This window comes from Nonomuraea sp. NPDC050643, from assembly GCF_040654715.1.
Classification (GTDB): Bacteria; Actinomycetota; Actinomycetes; order Streptosporangiales; family Streptosporangiaceae; genus Nonomuraea.
Genome location: NZ_JBFAIM010000001.1, coordinates 292,851 through 308,985, shown reverse-complemented (window position 1 = coordinate 308,985; position 16,135 = coordinate 292,851). Strand labels below are relative to the sequence as shown.

General features: G+C 71.3%; 11 protein-coding genes. 3 read left to right on the top strand and 8 right to left on the bottom strand.

What is annotated here, in order from left to right; genetic code table 11:
- Positions 1–2 precede the first annotated feature (2 nt).
- The 3 genes from AB0I15_RS01340 to AB0I15_RS01330 all read right to left on the bottom strand — a co-directional run bounded on the left by AB0I15_RS01340 (position 3) and on the right by AB0I15_RS01330 (position 2,616).
- On the bottom strand, positions 3–1,460 hold the full coding sequence (locus AB0I15_RS01340) for a penicillin-binding transpeptidase domain-containing protein (RefSeq protein ID WP_358088263.1): 1,458 nt from the start codon (positions 1,458–1,460) through the stop codon (positions 3–5).
- Between the two features lie 36 nt (positions 1,461–1,496).
- Entirely contained in the window at positions 1,497–1,856 is a 360-nt protein-coding gene (locus tag AB0I15_RS01335; RefSeq protein ID WP_358088261.1) for a MerR family transcriptional regulator, read from the bottom strand.
- 121 nt (positions 1,857–1,977) lie between these two features.
- Entirely contained in the window at positions 1,978–2,616 is a 639-nt protein-coding gene (locus AB0I15_RS01330; protein ID WP_358088258.1) for a TetR/AcrR family transcriptional regulator, read from the bottom strand.
- 95 nt (positions 2,617–2,711) lie between these two features.
- Between AB0I15_RS01330 and AB0I15_RS01325 the strand changes: the two genes are divergently transcribed.
- Entirely contained in the window at positions 2,712–4,037 is a 1,326-nt protein-coding gene (locus AB0I15_RS01325; protein ID WP_358088256.1) for a GH1 family beta-glucosidase, read from the top strand.
- Here AB0I15_RS01325 and AB0I15_RS01320 read toward each other — a convergent pair.
- Complete coding sequence (locus tag AB0I15_RS01320; protein WP_358088755.1) at positions 4,019–4,909, bottom strand: hypothetical protein; 891 nt, start codon at positions 4,907–4,909, stop codon at positions 4,019–4,021. The genes AB0I15_RS01325 and AB0I15_RS01320 overlap by 19 nt on opposite strands.
- Positions 4,910–5,116: 207 nt before the next feature.
- Between AB0I15_RS01320 and AB0I15_RS01315 the strand changes: the two genes are divergently transcribed.
- Together AB0I15_RS01315 and AB0I15_RS01310 are read left to right on the top strand one after the other, a co-directional pair.
- Complete coding sequence (locus AB0I15_RS01315; RefSeq protein WP_358088253.1) at positions 5,117–8,152, top strand: M14 family zinc carboxypeptidase; 3,036 nt, start codon at positions 5,117–5,119, stop codon at positions 8,150–8,152.
- 134 nt (positions 8,153–8,286) lie between these two features.
- A complete protein-coding gene (locus tag AB0I15_RS01310) occupies positions 8,287–9,720 on the top strand; it encodes an aldehyde dehydrogenase (protein ID WP_358088752.1) in 1,434 nt (477 codons plus the stop codon).
- Between the two features lie 246 nt (positions 9,721–9,966).
- Here AB0I15_RS01310 and AB0I15_RS01305 read toward each other — a convergent pair whose 3' ends face one another.
- The 4 genes from AB0I15_RS01305 to AB0I15_RS01290 form a co-directional block, all read right to left on the bottom strand.
- Entirely contained in the window at positions 9,967–10,719 is a 753-nt protein-coding gene (locus AB0I15_RS01305) for an alpha/beta fold hydrolase (RefSeq protein WP_358088250.1), read from the bottom strand.
- A 10-nt stretch (positions 10,720–10,729) separates the two neighbouring features.
- On the bottom strand, positions 10,730–13,156 hold the full coding sequence (locus AB0I15_RS01300) for a LuxR C-terminal-related transcriptional regulator (RefSeq protein ID WP_358088247.1): 2,427 nt from the start codon (positions 13,154–13,156) through the stop codon (positions 10,730–10,732).
- Positions 13,157–13,194: 38 nt separating this feature from the next.
- Positions 13,195–13,623, bottom strand: coding sequence for an AMP-binding protein (locus AB0I15_RS01295; RefSeq protein ID WP_358088244.1), 429 nt, complete (start codon positions 13,621–13,623; stop codon positions 13,195–13,197).
- An 88-nt stretch (positions 13,624–13,711) separates the two neighbouring features.
- Positions 13,712–16,117: a LuxR C-terminal-related transcriptional regulator gene (locus AB0I15_RS01290; protein WP_358088241.1), complete on the bottom strand. Its 2,406-nt coding sequence runs from the start codon at positions 16,115–16,117 to the stop codon at positions 13,712–13,714.
- Between the last annotated feature and the right edge of the window lie 18 nt (positions 16,118–16,135).

Here is a 16,135-nt window from a genome sequence, read left to right as displayed (position 1 = left end):
GGTCACGACAGCGCCGCCTCGATGATGGCGCGGGCGATCGGGGCCACCTCGTTCGCCCGGTCCCCCGGACGTTCCAGGACCACCCCCACCGCCACCTCGGGCGCGTCCGCCGGGGCGAAGGCCGTCACCAGGGCGTGGTCTCCCATCCCGGGCACGTCCGCCGACGTGGCCGTCTTGGCCGCCACCTCCACCCCGGGGATGGCCGCCCCCGCCCCCGTCCCCCCGGCGTGCGTCACCGTCGTCATCATCGCCGCCAGATAGCGCGCCAGCGCCGGCGACATCGTCCTGCGGTAGGGCACCGGCCCGGCCCGGTTGATCACCGACCCGTCCGCCAGCCGCACCTCCTCCACCAGGTACGGCCGCATCAGCACCCCGTTGTTCGCCACCGCCGCCGACATCATGGCGACCATCAGCGGCGTCACCCGGTTCTCGTGGTGCCCGATGGCCGACAGGGCGGTCTGGGGCCGGTCCATGGCCAGCGGGTACCGGCTCGTGGTCGCGGCCAGCGGGATCGTCAGGTGCGCCGCGTTGAAGCCGAACGCCTCCGCCTGGTCCCTGAGCAGGTCCTGCCCGAGCTGCAGCCCGATGTTGGCGAACGCCGTGTTGCACGACACCTGGAACGCGTACGTCAGCGTCGGCCGGGCGTTCCCGCAGGCCCCGCCGCCGGCGTTCTGCAGGTACGTGGGCGTCCCGGGAAGCTGCAACCGGGCCGGCGCGTCCACCAGGGCGGACGGCGTGTACTCGCCCGACGCCAGCGCCGCCGCCGCGGTGACCAGCTTGAACGTGGCCCCGGGCGGATAGAGCTGGTTCAGCGCCCGGTTGAGCAGCGGCTGCGACGGCGCCAGCCGCAGCCGCCGCGTGACCTCGGCGAGCCGCGCCCGGTCGAAGGTGGCCAGCGCGTTCGGGTCGTACGTCGGGTAGGTGGCCAGCGCCAGGACCGCCCCGGTCGCCGGGTTGACGGCCACCGCCGCCCCGGGGATCCCGGTCGCCTTGAGGCTTTGGTAGGCCGCCCACTGCGCCCGGTCGCTGATCGTCAGCCGGACGTCGGCCCCCTTGACGGCTCCGTCCCTGACCAGCGACCTGACCTTGACCTTGGGGTCCTCGCCCGACAGCACGGCCTCCTGGGCCTGCTCGATCCCCGTCGTGCGGTGCAGCGACACGTGCCCGGTGACGGCCGCGTACAGCTCCCCGTCCTTGTAGGCCCGCCGGAACCGGTACGGGCCGCCGCCGGTCGGCCGGCTCGTGGCGATGGGCGTGCCGTCGTAGGTGAGGATGTCGCCGCGCGGGTGGCCGAACCTGGCGATCAGGGGACGCTCGTTCCTGCGGTCGGCGTTGAGCCGCTGGGAGCCGAAGGCCTGGACGAACGTGATGTGCGCCAGCAGCGCGAACAGCATCACCGAGCAGATCCTGGCCACGCGGTGCAGCGGCACGTTGATCTGGCTCGCCCTCGTTCCCGCCATGGATCTTGGTCTAACAGGCGGGCGGCAAAGGAAGGGCTAGAGGACGCTGCGGTAGTAGGAGATCTTGTTGTTGATGTAGCGCTGACGCTCGGCGAGGTTGTCGATCTGGGCCTGGACCTGCCGGTCGTGCTCCTCCAGCAGCCTGATGCGGTCGGGGATCGTGTGGTCGCCCGCGCGTACGAGCTCGGCGAAGCGCAGCATCGTGGCGATCGGCATGCCCGTGTCGCGCAGGCAGCGGACCATGCCGAGCCAGCCCACGTCCTCCTGGCTGAACCGGCGCTGCCCGGCCGAGTTCCGGCCCACGCGCTCCAGCAGGCCGATCTTCTCGTAGTAGCGCAGCGTGTCGATGCTGAAGCCGGTCTCCTCGACCACTTCGGCCGGTGTAAAGACGCTCACGGTCCCTAGGATCGCACCTGGAGTCCACTCCAGGTCAACCGGGGCCGGCAGGCCGCCCGGCGGATTGCGGACAGACTACATCGGTGTGTATTGGCCGCACCATGAGGACCGGAACCCGCGTCTACGGCAGGTGGTCGTCCAGGTAGCGGCGGACGAGCTGCTTGCACTCGGCGATCAGCTCGGGGTCGCCGCCCGGGTCGGCCCGGAAGGCCAGCTTGAGCACCGCGTCGGTGGCCTCGACCGCCACCAGCAGCGCCCGGTCGAGCCCCGGGCCCACGGGGGCGTCCAGGAGCTCCAGCGTCAGGGCGCGCAGGCGCTCGGCCACGACGACGTTGTTCTCCTGCGTCCCGTCGAGCGCCCGCTTGCTGCCGCCGACGGCGGGCCCGCCGGGAGCGGCGAGCACCTCGCCGAAGTCCACCACGGCGAACCCCGGGGTGGTGCGCTTCATGTCGACGAACTCGTCGATGGCCAGATCGACCAGGTCGGTCCAGTGCCCGAGGTCGGCCGCCGGGATGCGCTCGATGATCCGCTGGAGGAACGCCTCGAGGTTGCGCCGCGCCAGCGCCCGCACCAGCCCCTGCTTGTCGTGGAAGAACTGGTAGAACGTGCCGATCGGCACCTCCGCCCGGCGCGCGACCTCTTTCGTGGTCAGCGCCTCGTAGCCGACCTCGTCGAGCAGGCGCGCGCACTCGTCGAGCATCCGCTCCACCCGCTCGACGCTCCGGCGCTGGGCGGGGCGGCGGCGCAAGGTACTGGTCATGCCCCCATCCTTGCGTATCGCCGCGAGATTGAGTGGGGAAGTTTTCGGGTCAAGTAACATGAGTCACACTCGCATATAGCAGTGGGGAGCACGGGATGTTCCTATGGGGTACGGCCACGGCCGCGTACCAGATCGAAGGCGCCGCCCGCGAGGACGGCAGGGGCGTCTCCATCTGGGACACCTTCGCCCACGAGCCGGGCCGCACCAGAGACGGCCACACCGGCGACGTGGCGTGCGACCACTACCACCGCTGGCGCGAGGACGTGGCCCTCATGTCCGGCCTCGGCCTGAACGCCTACCGCTTCTCGATCGCCTGGCCGCGCGTGCTGGCCCAGGGCCGCGGCGAGGTCAACGCCAGGGGCCTGGACTTCTACGACCGGCTCGTGGACGCCCTGCTGGCGGCGGGCATCCAGCCGGTGCCCACGCTGTTCCACTGGGACCTGCCCCAGGCCCTGGAGGATCGCGGCGGGTGGCTGAACCGCGACACCGCCGCCGTCTTCGCCGAGTACGCCGCCACGGTCGCCGGCCGCCTGGCCGACCGCGTCCCGCTGTGGATCACGCTGAACGAGCCGTTCGTCCACATGGCCTACGGCTACGCCATGGGCCTGCACGCCCCCGGCCACCTCCTCCTGACCGACGCCCTCCCCGCCGCCCACCACCAGCTCCTCGGCCACGGCCTGGCCGTCCAGGCGCTCAGGGCGGCCGGCGCCCGCCAGGTCGCGCTCACCAACAACTGCACCCCGGTCTGGCCGGCCTCACAGGAGGAGGCCGACCTGAGGGCGGCCGAGGCCTACGACGTCCTCCACAACCGCCTGTTCAACGACCCACTCCTTCTCGGCAAATATCCAGATATGTCGGCCTACATCCCGACGCTGGACTTCCTCCGGGACGGCGACCTGGCGACCATCGCCACCCCCATCGACGCCCTGGGCATCAACTACTACAACCCCACCCGCATCGCCGCCCCCACGGCCGACGGCCTGCCCTTCGCCGACGCGGGCGTCACGGGCTTCCCGACCACCGCCTTCGGCTGGCCGGTCGTCCCCGACGGCCTGCGTGAGCTGCTCACCGGCCTCAAGGCCCGCTACGACACCGCGCTCCCCCCGATCCTGATCACCGAGAACGGCTGCTCCCAGGACGACGTGCCCGCCGACGACGGCACGATCGAGGACACCGCCCGCGTCGCCTTCCTGGAGGGCCACCTCGCCGCGATGCGGCAGGCCATGGCCGAGGGCGTGGACGTGCGCGGCTACTTCGCCTGGTCCCTGCTGGACAACTTCGAGTGGGCCGAGGGCTACCACCAGCGCTTCGGCCTGGTGCACGTGGACTTCGCCACCCAGCGCCGCACGCCGAAGCGCTCCTACCACTGGTTCAGGGAGTTCCTGAAAGCCCAGAACAGGACTCAGAACACCGACACGTGAACGTGGTCGTAGTGGTTGGCGGTCACCCCGCCGCGGTCCGACATGGGGTCCCAGCCGCCGCCTGAGCGGATGTCGTAGTAGCGCTGCTTCCAGATGATGTACATGACGCCGAGCCGGGCGCCGTTCTTGATCAGCCAGGCGGCCAGCGCGTCACCGTTGGCGGCGTCGGCCCCGGCGGCCATGGTGCCGCCTCTGGACATCATGAAGTCGCAGGCCCGGCCCTTGCCGTGCTCGCCGGGATCACCGGGGCGCAGGCAGCCGACGCCGTACTTCATGGGGAAGTTCTGCATGATCTCCGCGCGGACCGAGATCAGGCGCGGGGTCAGGCCCTCGGCGCCGCCCGGCTGCTGGAAGCCGTACTTGTTGAGCAGGCGCTCGATCTCCTTGCGCCTGCTCAGCATGGTCTTGATCTCTTTGCGCAGCTTCTCGATCTTCTCGTTGGCGTTGAGCTTGGCCTCTTTGGACTTGTCGATCAGCTTCTGGATGCTCTCGACGCGCTTGGTGCGCTCGTCGGCCATGTAGATCATGTTGGCCGCCTGGCCCAGCAGCTTGTACGGGTCGACGCTGGGGGCGAGGAGCTGCATGCCGTCGACGGGCCCCACCATGTAGACGCTCTGCGCGATGCGGCCCACCTCGGCCTGGGCGGCCCTGAGCTGAGCCTCGAGGTTGCCCGAGGTGTCCGTGGCCTTCTTCGCCTGGACCCTGATCTCCTCCAGGACCTGGATCTGGCCGCGGTAGCGCTCGCTGAGCTGAGTCGCCTGTTTGGTGAGTTTGCGCAGTTCGGCCGGGCTCGGATCGGCCAGGGCGGGCTCGGCCGCGGGAAGTCCGAGCAGCCCGGCGAGGACGGTGGCAAGAACGGCGACCCGCCACATTCTCACACCCGTCCCCTCCTCTCATAGACGGACCGAAACTATAGAAGATGATCTTGATCTCTGTCATCCGAACGACCGAACTGGCGCACCTTTGGCGAGTTTTCGAGTGATTTGTCCGAATTAAGACAGCCCTAAAAGTTGGGTCTTGTATAGATCGCTCCAAAGGTCTGGGATGGCGATCGATTCCGTCTCCGCGAAGGGCAGACCGTGTCTCGAACACTCAACCTCGCCGCGGCCGTCATCCTCGGCTTAGGCACGTCCCTTGTGGCCACCGGCTCCGCGCAGGCGTCCGTGGATCCGCTGCCGCCCCGCGACCGCATCGAACTGTACGAACTCGACAGCCCGCCGGGCACCGGGCAGGCGCTCAGGGAGAAGGGCTTCGACGTCGTCCAGCAGCGCTCCGCGGGCGGCAAGGAGCACATCGAGCTGACCGCCGCCCAGACGGACCTCTACGCCCTGAAGAAGCTCGGCTACGAACCGGAGCCCGTGCGCAATCCGCAGGGCCAGACCCAGCTCGAGGCGGCCAGGGCCCAGGCCGCCGGCGGCTACACCGTCTTCAAGTCCTACTCCGAGCCCGGCGGCATCGCCGACCAGCTCAAGGCGATAGCGGAGGCCAACAAGGACGTCGTCGACCTCCAGTCGATCGGCAAGTCGCTGCGCGGCCAGGACATCCTCGCGGCCAAGGTGACCACGGGCGCCGGTCAGTCGCGCGACGGCGCCAAGCCCTCCACGCTCTACTCGGCCACCCAGCACGCCCGCGAGTGGATCGCCACCGAGGTGGACATGCGGCTGCTGAAGTACGTGGTCGCGAACAAGGCCGCGCTCAAGGACCTGCTCGACAGGACCGAGCTGTGGTTCGTGCCGGTGGCCAACCCCGACGGGTACGACTTCACCTTCACCGAGGGCAACCGCCTGTGGCGCAAGAACCTGCGCGACAACAACGGAGACGGACAGATCACGGGCGGCGACGGCGTCGACCCGAACCGGAACTTCCCCACGAACTTCCACTACGACGAGGAAGGCTCGTCGAGCATCCCCAGCAGCGACACCTACCGAGGCACGGGCCCGGCCAGCGAGCCCGAGACCAAGGCCATGGACGGCCTGCTGCGGCGCGTCGGGTTCGAGATGCAGCTCAACTACCACTCGTACGGCCCGCTGCTGCTCTACCCGCTCGGCATACAGATCGCCACGGAGAGCGCCGACAACCCCATCTACGAGGCGCTCAGCGGCGACGACGTCAACCCGGCCATCCCCGGCTTCGACCCCGACCTCGGCGCCGAGCTGTACACCACCAACGGCGACACCAACGACCAGGCGCACTTCCGCTACGGCACGCTGTCCTGGACGCCCGAGCTCAACGAGGGCTGCGACGGCTGCGGCTTCGTCTTCCCCGACAACGAGGCGCTGGTCCAGGAGGAGTTCGAGAAGGGCCTGCCGTTCGCGCTCGACGTGGCCAAGTCCGCGGTCGACCCGTCCGAGCCGGTCAGCCACCTGGGCAACAAGACCCCCGACTTCGTGATCGACCCCTTCGAGGTCAGTCACGGCAAGGAGCAGGTCGTCCAGGTCAACGCCAAGCGCAACCTCGGCCGGGTGTTCCTGAACTACCAGGTCAACGGCGGCCCCACGAAGGCGACGCTGATCAGCAACCAGGAGTGGGAGGGCGGCGAACGGTACGGCGCCGGCTACGACCGCTACTACCACCGCCTCCGCGGCAAGATCACCGCCACGAAACCGGGTGACCGGGTCAAGGTCTGGTTCAGCTCGTACGGCAAGCCGAACAGCGCCGACTTCACCTACACGGTCGCGAGCGACATCGGCGGCGACGTGCTGGTCCTGGCCACCGAGGACGTCACCGGCCTCAGCCCCGCGCAGGGCGTGACCGAGGCCAAGTACGCCGACGAGTACGCCGCCGCGCTCCAGGCCGCCGGCTACTCCTCCGACGTGTACGACATGGACAAGTCGGGCCGCAAGGCCCCGCACCCGCTCGGCGTGCTGAGCCACTACCGCGCGGTCGTCTGGGAGACCGGCGACGACGTCATCACGAGGTCCGTGGGCCAGGTGCCGGGCACGACGTCCAAGGGCGGCGTGGACACCGAGCTGGCGGTCCGCGACTACCTGAACGAGGGCGGCAAGCTGCTGCACGCCGGCAAGTACCCGTCGTACGCGGCCAACTTCAACGGCTCCTACTACTACGAGCCCGACCAGCCCGAGAACCCCGAGTGCACGGTCGCCGACGACCCGCCGTGCATCCCGGTGTTCAACGACTTCCAGCAGTACTACCTCGGCGCCTACGTCTTCTTCGACGACGCGGGCACCGACCACGACACGGGACAGCCCTTCGCCCTGCGGGGCAACGGCGGCAGGTTCGAGGGGTTCAACGCCACGATCCAGCCGAGCCACACCAACTCGTTCGTGGCCACCTCGGCCATCCTGCCCGCCACCCAGTTCCCGCTGTTCGCGAGCTCGGCGCAGGTCAAGTGGGCACGCCCGGGCGGCCCGTTCGACCCGCACACGGGCTCCTGGGACGTCTACAGCGGCATCGCCGACGTCTCGTGGAAGCGCCTGACCAAGACCGTCGACCTGACCGGGAAGTCGAGCGGCGACCTGTCGTTCTGGACGTCGTACGACACCGAGGCCAACTGGGACTTCCTGACCGTCGAGGCCCGGACGGCGGGCGGCGACGACTGGACCACGCTGCCCGACGCGAACGGGCACACCACCCAGGAGACCGGCGACAGTTGCCTGACGGAGAACAGCGGCGGCTGGCGCACGATCCACCCGTTCACCCAGCGCTACCAGGGCGCCGACTGCGGGCCGACCGGCACCTCCGGCTCCTGGAACGCGGCCTCGGGCAACTCGGGCGGCTGGCAGCAGTGGAAGGTCGACCTGACCCCGTACGCGGGCAAGCGGGTCGAGCTGTCCATCTCCTACGTCAGCGACTGGTCCACCCAGGGCGCGGGCGTCTTCCTCGACGACTTCACGGTCACGCTGGACGGCGCGACGGCCGAGACGACGTCGTTCGAGACCGACCTGAGCGGCTGGGCCGTCGGCGCCCCGCCCGCGGGCTCGTCGCCGTCGGTCAACAACTGGTTCCGTACGGACCAGGTCTTCGAGGAGGGCGGTGGCATCGTCACCAAGGACACCGTCTACCTCGGCTTCGGCATCGAGACGGTGAGCGACCAGGCCACGCGTACGGACCTGGTCAAGCGGTCCATGCGGCACCTGCTCGGCGATCCTCGCTGAGGCCCTGAGGACAGGCTGAGGGGCGCGGCGCGCGTGCGCCGCGCCCCTCTTGCGTGCACGGACAGAACATGGTTCGGTCACCTTGTGGCATGGCGGTAGCAAGCAAGCATTCGGTCAAGCAGGAGGCTCACGACATGCGCCAGCACGACACGCTGTTCATCGGGGGCGAATGGGTGGCCCCGGCGGGCACCGGGACTATCGACGTCGTCTCACCCCACACCGAAGAGGTCGTCGGCCGGGTGCCCGAGGGCACCGCCGAGGACATGGACCGCGCCGTCGCGGCCGCCAGGCAGGCGTTCGACCACGGGCCGTGGCCGCGCATGACGTTCGCCGAGCGGGCCGAGGTGATCGGCAGGCTGGCCGCGATCTACAACGAGCGCCAGGGCGAGATGGCCCAGCTCATCACGGAGGAGATGGGCTCGCCGATCACCTTCTCCAACCTCGCGCAGGCGCCGCAGCCGCTCGGCATGCTGCAGTACTACGCCGAGCTGGGCAAGACGTTCGAGCAGGAGGAGCAGCGGCCCGGACTGTTCGGCCCGACCACCGTGCGCAGGGAGCCGGTGGGCGTGGTCGCGGCCGTGGTGCCGTGGAACGTGCCCCAGTTCGTCACCATGACCAAGCTCGCGCCCGCGCTGCTGGCCGGGTGCACGGTGGTGCTCAAGCCGGCGCCGGAGACGCCGCTGGACGCGTACCTGCTGGCCGAATGGGTGGCCGAGGCGGGCGTGCCGGCGGGCGTGCTCAACATCGTGGTCGCGGGCCGCGAGGTCGGCGAGCACCTGATCTCGCACGCGGACGTGGACAAGGTGGCCTTCACCGGCTCGACGGCCGCCGGGCGGCGCATCGCGGCCATCTGCGGCGAGCAGCTCAAGCGGGTCAGCCTGGAGCTGGGCGGCAAGTCGGCCGCGATCATCCTGGACGACGCCGACCTGGCCGCCAGCATGGGCTTCCTGTCCATGGCCTCCCTCATGAACAACGGCCAGGCGTGCGTGGCCCAGACCCGCATCCTGGCCTCGCGCCACCGCTACGACGAGGTCGTCGACGCGGTCGCGGGCATGGTGGCCGGGCAGGCCGTCGGCGACCCCGCCGACCCGGCGACCGGCATCGGCCCGCTGGTGGCCAAGCGCCAGCAGGACCGGGTCGAGGGATACATCAAGATCGGCATCGACGAGGGCGCCAAGGTCGTCGTGGGCGGCCTGGACCGGCCCCACGACCGCGGCTGGTACGTCTCCCCCACCGTCTTCGCCGGGGTCTCCAACGACATGCGCATCGCCAGGGAGGAGATCTTCGGTCCCGTCCTGGCGGTGATCCCGTACGAGGACGAGGCGGACGCCGTACGCATCGCCAACGACAGCGACTACGGCCTGGCCGGGACGGTCTGGACGGCCGACACCGAGCGCGGCATGGACGTGGCCCGCCAGGTCCGCACCGGGACCTACGGCGTCAACTGCTTCATGCTGGAGACCAACGCCCCCTTCGGCGGCTACAAGGCCAGCGGCGTCGGCCGCGAGCTCGGCCCCGAGGGCCTGAGCTCCTACCTCGAGTACAAGTCCATCGCCCGCCTCGGCTGAGAACCGCCACGCGAAGGGCCCCGCGGCGAACCGCGGGGCCCTTCGTCACGCGGGATGGGGCACCCAGCGCGCCCCCGCAACGCTAGGTGCCACTCTCGCCCACCCGCGGCCCGCTGGATGCGGGCCACCGTGCGCGACCGCCTGACTACAGAAGTATGTCCCACGTCCACCGCATAGGCGGTTTCCTTCCCCAGAGACTTTCTCCCGGCGGTTTCCTTCCATCCGCCATAGGTAGACGTGTATTACTCACGAAAGGTTCGAGGAGATCCATTTGCCGATTCGGCGAATGAGTTCGGGGCTCGCCGCGGACTCCGCGTGACCGTAGCCGGGCTCGACCCAGAGCTCCTTCGGCTCCCGCGCCCCGGCGTAGAGCTGATGGGCGTGATCCAGCGGGAAGAACGCGTCCGCGTCGCCGTGCACGATCAGCAGCGGAGTGGGTGAGACGAGCGCCGCGGCCTCATGGGGCGGCATCGGGACGGGGTCCCACTCGGCCCGGGTGATCCTCGTACGCTTGGCCAGCCTGGCCGCCCACCGCCCGAACGGCCGCTCGATCGCCCAGTGCACCTGCCGCATCGGCCTCGTGCCCCGGTAGTACCACCGGGCCGGGCCGCTCACCGCCACCACCGCGTCCACCCCGCCGCGCAGCCCCGCGTGGCGCACGGCCACCGCCGCCCCCATGGAGAAGCCCACGACCGCGATCTTGGAGTAGCCCACCACCCGGGCGTGCCGGACGGCGGCCTCCAGGTCGAGGATCTCCAGGTCGCCCACCGTGGTCTCGCCCCCGGAGCGCCCGTGGCCGCGGAAGTCGAAGGCGATCACGCCGCCGTGGCCGCTCAGCACGTGGACGATGCGCCGCGCCGTACGGTCCCGCCACGAGCCGGTGAAACCGTGCGCGAACACGATGCCCATGTCCGTGCGGCTGGAAGGAGTGTGCGTGGCGTCGATGCGGACCCCGTCCTCGGTCCGGAGCATGACGGGAAAGCTGGGCGCGAAAGGCATGCGTATGAGCTTAGGTACGCCCGGTTTCCACCTCACGCCCGGCCGCCCACACCGCGATCTGGGAGCGGGAGGCGAAGCCCATCTTGTCCATGATGTTGGCGATGTGCCGGGCCACGGTGGCGGGACTGATCACCAGTTCCTCCCCGATGACCCGGTTGGACAGGCCACGCGCGAGCAGGGTGGCGATCTCCCGCTCCCTGGCGGTCAGCGCGCCGTGGAGGGCACCGGGCCGGAGGGCCGGCAACGGCATGCGGCCGCCCTCGCCGCCGAGCACCCGCCGGACCACCTGCTCGGTCGGCCACTCCATGCCCCTGGCCCACAGCAGCGTCACGCGGCCCTCCCCGAGCCTGGCCCCCGCCAGCGTCAGCAGCTCCTGAACGCGCCCAGGCGTGCCGAACTGCCCGATCGACTCCCGGAGTGCGGTGGCGGCCGAACCGGCCAGCACCGCGCCCTCCAGGTCGTCCTGGGCCTGTGCCAGGGCCGACAGGGCCATGAGCGCGCGGATGATCCCCCTGCGCTGCCCCGCCTGCCTGCTCAGCTCCAGAGCGGCGGCCACGTGGTCTCGGGCGGCGGCGTAGTCGCGCAGCCCGACCGCCACCCGGCCCGTCTGGGCCCGGCAGCGGGCCAGCTCGACCCCGTTGTCCAGGCCCTCCAGCAGCGGCAGCGCGGCCACGTGGTGCGCCATGGCCGCCTCCAGGTCGCCCGCCGCCTCGGCGACCGCGGCGAGGTGGGTCAGTGCCCTGGCCTGGGTCCAGGGGTGCCCCGACCGCCTAGCCAGGGCGAGCGCCTCCTCGCCGCGGCGCTGCGCGTGCCGCAGCCGGCCGTGGAACAGCGCCAGGTTGAGCTGGGCGATGCGGACCGTGGCCAGGTTGAACAGGTCGTCGTGAGCGGTGGCCGCCGCCTCCAGCTCCTCCAGGTAGCGCAGCGCCTTCTCGCTCTGCCCGGTGCGGAAGAACACGGTCAGCGCCACGCCGTAGGTGATGCCGAGCCAGTGGGTGTAGGGGTGCCTCTTCTGCTCCTCGACCGCCTGCACGATGAGCTCCTCGGCCCGCCGCAGCTCGTCGCCGAGCTCCAGCCCGTACGCCAGCGCCCCCTTGGCCACCGCCACCAGGTCGGGCGGCACCTGCGACAGGTCCATCGCGAGCAGCCGCTCGTGCCAGCCGACGCACTCGCGCAGGTCTCCCCGCAGGGCCATGACGGCCAGGGCCGCACGGGCCAGGCGCAGCCCGGTCGCCGCGTCGCCCGACTCCACCGCCCGGTCCACCGCCACCCTGCAGTCGTCGAGCAGGCCCCGCCCCCTGGCGAAGTACGCGAACCGCTCCGGCCACGGCATCCGGTGGTCGAGCGAGCCGCCCTCGTGGCAGCGCTCCATCTCCTCGCAGACCGTCCGCAGGTGCCGGTCGCGCAGCCGGTCGGCCTCACCGGCCTCGGTCAGGCGGTCGGCGGCGTACTGGCGGATCGTCTCGAGCAGGCGGTAGCGGCCGGCCGCGCCGTCGTGCAGCACCAGCGACTTGTCGACCAGGCCGGCGAGCAGGTCGAGCAGCTCGGCCCGGCGCAGGATCCCGCCGTCGGCGCACACCCGCTCGGCCGGCTCGAGGTCGAACAGCCCCGCGAACACCGACAGCCGGCGCAGCAGCACCCGCTCCTTGGGTTTGAGCAGGTCGTGGCTCCACTCCACCGTGGCGAGCAGCGTGCGCTGCCGGGCGGGGGCGCAGCGGTCGCCGGTGGTGAGCAGCCTGAACCGGTCGCCGATGCGGTCGGCGATGCGGCCGGGGCTCAGCAGGCTGGTGCGGGCCGCCGCCAGCTCCAGGGCCAGCGGCAGGCCGTCGAGCGCCCGGCACAGGCGCGCGATGTCGTCCATGTTGTCGCTCACCCCGCGCGCCCCGGCCGCCAGCGCCCGCTCCACGAACAGCAGCACCGACTCGGCGTCGGGATGGCGGGCGTCGGGCAACTCCAGGGGCGGCACCCGCCAGACCAGCTCTCCCGGGATGCGCAGCGGCTCCCGGCTGGTGAGCAGGAATCGCAGGTCAGGGCAGTCGGCGAGGAGCCCGGCCACCAGCTCCGCGCAGCACTCGACCAGGTGCTCGCAGTTGTCCAGCACGATCAGCGCGCCGGCCTCGCGCAGGCGTACGCGCAGGCCGTCGAGCAGGTGCCCCGGCAGCTCCTCATGGACGCCCAGCACCCCGGCCAGCTCGCCGGCGACCAGCGCCGGGTCGCCCACCCGGCCCAGCTCCACCAGCCACACCCCGTCGGCGAACCAGGGCACCGCCCGCGCCGCCACCCGCAACGACAGCCGCGTCTTGCCGATGCCGCCCACGCCGCTGAGCGTGACCACGCGTTCCTCGCGCACCAGCGCGCTCAGCTCCGCCACGTCGCGCGCGCGTCCGATGAAACGGTTGGGCTCTGCCGGGAGGTTGTGCAGCACGTGCGCAGTCATGTCGGGCCCAAGTGGTCGCGGGAGGATCACCTTCGAGCTCAGTCTCCTCCGGCGCGCGGGCCGATGCGATCACTTTCCGTGCAGAGTTGGCGACTCGTCGGATACGAATGTGCAGCGCTCAGGTCTGCGACGCTCATCACGATCCGTACGCGTGACTCGTCCGCCGCGTCCAGCGCCCGCTGGACGTTGGAGATCATCACGCGGGCCCCGCTCTCCTGGATGCGATCCCGGAACGTGCCCGTGTCGAGATCGGCGGGCAGCGGCCAGACGACGCCGCCGGCGGCGATCACCGCGTCGGTCGCCACCAGCAGATCGGGCCCGACGGGCAGGCAGATGAGCACGGTGTCGCCAACGCGCACCCCTCTGCGCCGCAACTGGACGATCGCCACCGCGCACCTCTCGTCCAGTTGTTCCTCGGTGAGCTTCAGGCCGGTGCCCGAGTCCACCATCACGATGCGCTCATCCATGTCGCCCACGGTAGGGAGGGCATCTGATGCACACATGGGGCGGAATATGCAGATCCCTATGCAGAAGCAGGCGCGGACGCGTCCACGATCAGAGCGGATGCTCCGACGCCCACACCGCGATCTGGGCCCGTGAGGTGTAGCCGAGCTTCTCCATGATGTTGGCGATGTGGCGGGCCACGGTCGCGGGACTGATCACCAGCTCCTCCGCGATGGCCCGGTTGGACAGGCCCCTGGTGAGCAGGGCGGCGATCTCCTGCTCGCGCGCGGTCAGCAGCGAGTGCTTGACGGGCTCGGCCGCCACGGGTGTCCGCGGCGCCAGCCGCTCGCCCTCCAGCACGTGCCGGGCGGCGTCGTCGGGGCTCGTCGCCCGGCCCCGCGACCACAGCGACATCGTGCGGCCGTCGCCCAGCTTGGTGCGGGCCCGGCCGAGCAGCTCCTCGATCCTGATCGTGGCCGAGTGCTGGCCGAAGGCCTCACGCAGCGTCGTCGCCGCCGCCGCGGCGAGCACGGCGCCCTCGAGGTCGCCTTCGTACTCCGCCAGCACCGACAGCCCCACCAGGCACCGGGCCACCCCCTGCCGCTGGCCCGTGTCCCTGGCCAGCGCGAGGCTCGCGGCCAGCCGCTCCCGCGCGATGCCGAACTCGTGCAGCATCGCCGCCACCCGGCCGATCCTGGCCAGGCAGCGCGCCAGCTCCGGATCGCTGCCCAGATCCCGCAGCCAGGGGACGGCCATCTCGTATTGCGCCTGCGCGGTCACCAGGTCGCCGCGGGCCTCGGCCACCGCGCCGAGCTGGGCGGCGGACCTGGCCATGATCCAGCGATGGCCGTGCTCACGCGCCCGCGCCAGCGCCTCCTCGCCGTGCCGCTGCGCCTCGCGCAGTCGCCCCCTGGTCAGCGCGACCGCCGACAGCCCGGCCAGCCCCGCCGCCTGGTTCCACGCGTCGCCGGAGGCGTTGGCCAGGGCCAGCCCCTCCTCCGCGTGGCGCAGCGCCTGGTCGGCCCGGCCCATGCGGAGCAGCACCACGACCATGAGGCTGTGCATGACGCAGCGCGGGAACTCGTTCGACGGCGACAGCCCGGCCAGGCTCTGCTCGGCCACCTCCAGCGAGCGGCTCAGCTCGTCTCGCGCCTCCAGCCCATAGGCCAGATAGGCCTTGGCGTGCGCGACCTGCTCCACCGGCACGTGCGTCAGGTCGAGCGAGAGCAGCCGCTCGATCCAGCCCACGATCTCCGTCAGGTTGCCCCCGATGGGCAGCAACCCCGTGCTGGTCGCGCACAGGCGCAGCCCCAGCGGCACGTTGCCGGACTCGGCGGCCCAGTCGAGCGCCACCCGCTGGTCGTCGAGCAGGTCCTTGCTCGCGGTCAGCGCCTCGAACCGGCGCGGCCACGGCACGCCCGGCGTCACCATCTCGGTCGTGAAGTGGCGCTCCTGCAGCTCGCAGAGCACGTTGAGGTGCCGCTCGCGCAGGACCTCGAGCTCTCCGGCCTGCTCCAGGCGCTCGACCGCGTAGCGCTTGATGGTCTCGAGCAGCCAGTAGCGCCTGCGGCGCTCGTCGCAGAGCACGAGGGACTTGTCGACCAGGCCGCCGAGCAGGTCGACGATCTCCGCGCCGCCGATGGGCCGCTCGGCGCAGACCTGCTCGGCCAGGTCGAGGTCGAACCCGCGGGCGAACACCGACAGCCGGCGCAGCAGCACCTGCTCCTTGGCCGCCAGCAGGTCGTAGCTCCACTCCACGGCCGCCAGCAGGGTGCGCTGCCGGGCGGGGGCGGTGCGCCCGCCGGTGGTGAGCAGCGAGAACCGGTCGTCGATGCGGTCGGCGATCTGGCCGGGGCTGAGCAGGCTCGTACGGGCGGCGGCCAGCTCCAGCGCCAGCGGCAGCCCGTCGAGCGCCCGGCACAGGCGCACCACGTCGGGCAGGCTCTCGGGACCCAGCCGGGTGCCCGCGGCCACCGCCCGGTCCATGAACAGGTGCACGGACTCGGCGTCAGCGGCGCCCGGGTCGGGCAGGTCGAGCGGCGGCACCCGCCAGATCAGCTCGCTGGCGATGCGCAGCGGCTCTCTGCTGGTGGCCAGCACGCTCAGCCGGGGGCAGGCCGCCACGAGCGTCGTGGCCACCTCGGCGCACCTGTCGACCAGGTGCTCGCAGTTGTCGAGCAGCAGCAGGCAGCGCAGGGCGCGCAGCCGGGCGGTCACGGTGTCGAGCAGCGGCGTGCCGGTCTCCTCGCGCACGCCGAGCACCCGGGCGATCTCCTGCTCGACGAGCTCGGGACGGCCGAACCTGGCCAGCTCGACCAACCAGACGCCGTCAGGGTAGGCGGACATGAGCCCGGCGGCCACCCGGAGGGCCAGCCGGGTCTTGCCGATGCCGCCGACCCCGCACAGCGTCACCACGCGCGTCTCGCCGAACAGGGCGCTCAGATCGTCGAGATCTCTCTCGCGCCCCACGAACCGGTTGGGCTCTGCTGGAAGGTTGTGCCGGGGGGAGTCTGGCATGTGGTCACCCTGCGTCGC

What these genes read in the sequence shown, in the direction of transcription:
- AB0I15_RS01340 (WP_358088263.1), bottom strand. Translation starts at nt 1,460, where the DNA reads ATGGCGGGAACGAGGGCGAGCCAGATCAACGTGCCGCTGCACCGCGTG.
- AB0I15_RS01330 (WP_358088258.1), bottom strand. Translation starts at nt 2,616, where the DNA reads ATGACCAGTACCTTGCGCCGCCGCCCCGCCCAGCGCCGGAGCGTCGAG.
- AB0I15_RS01325 (WP_358088256.1), top strand. Translation starts at nt 2,712, where the DNA reads ATGTTCCTATGGGGTACGGCCACGGCCGCGTACCAGATCGAAGGCGCC.
- AB0I15_RS01320 (WP_358088755.1), bottom strand. Translation starts at nt 4,909, where the DNA reads ATGTGGCGGGTCGCCGTTCTTGCCACCGTCCTCGCCGGGCTGCTCGGA.
- AB0I15_RS01310 (WP_358088752.1), top strand. Translation starts at nt 8,287, where the DNA reads ATGCGCCAGCACGACACGCTGTTCATCGGGGGCGAATGGGTGGCCCCG.
- AB0I15_RS01305 (WP_358088250.1), bottom strand. Translation starts at nt 10,719, where the DNA reads ATGCCTTTCGCGCCCAGCTTTCCCGTCATGCTCCGGACCGAGGACGGG.
- AB0I15_RS01300 (WP_358088247.1), bottom strand. Translation starts at nt 13,156, where the DNA reads ATGACTGCGCACGTGCTGCACAACCTCCCGGCAGAGCCCAACCGTTTC.
- AB0I15_RS01295 (WP_358088244.1), bottom strand. Translation starts at nt 13,623, where the DNA reads ATGGATGAGCGCATCGTGATGGTGGACTCGGGCACCGGCCTGAAGCTC.
- AB0I15_RS01290 (WP_358088241.1), bottom strand. Translation starts at nt 16,117, where the DNA reads ATGCCAGACTCCCCCCGGCACAACCTTCCAGCAGAGCCCAACCGGTTC.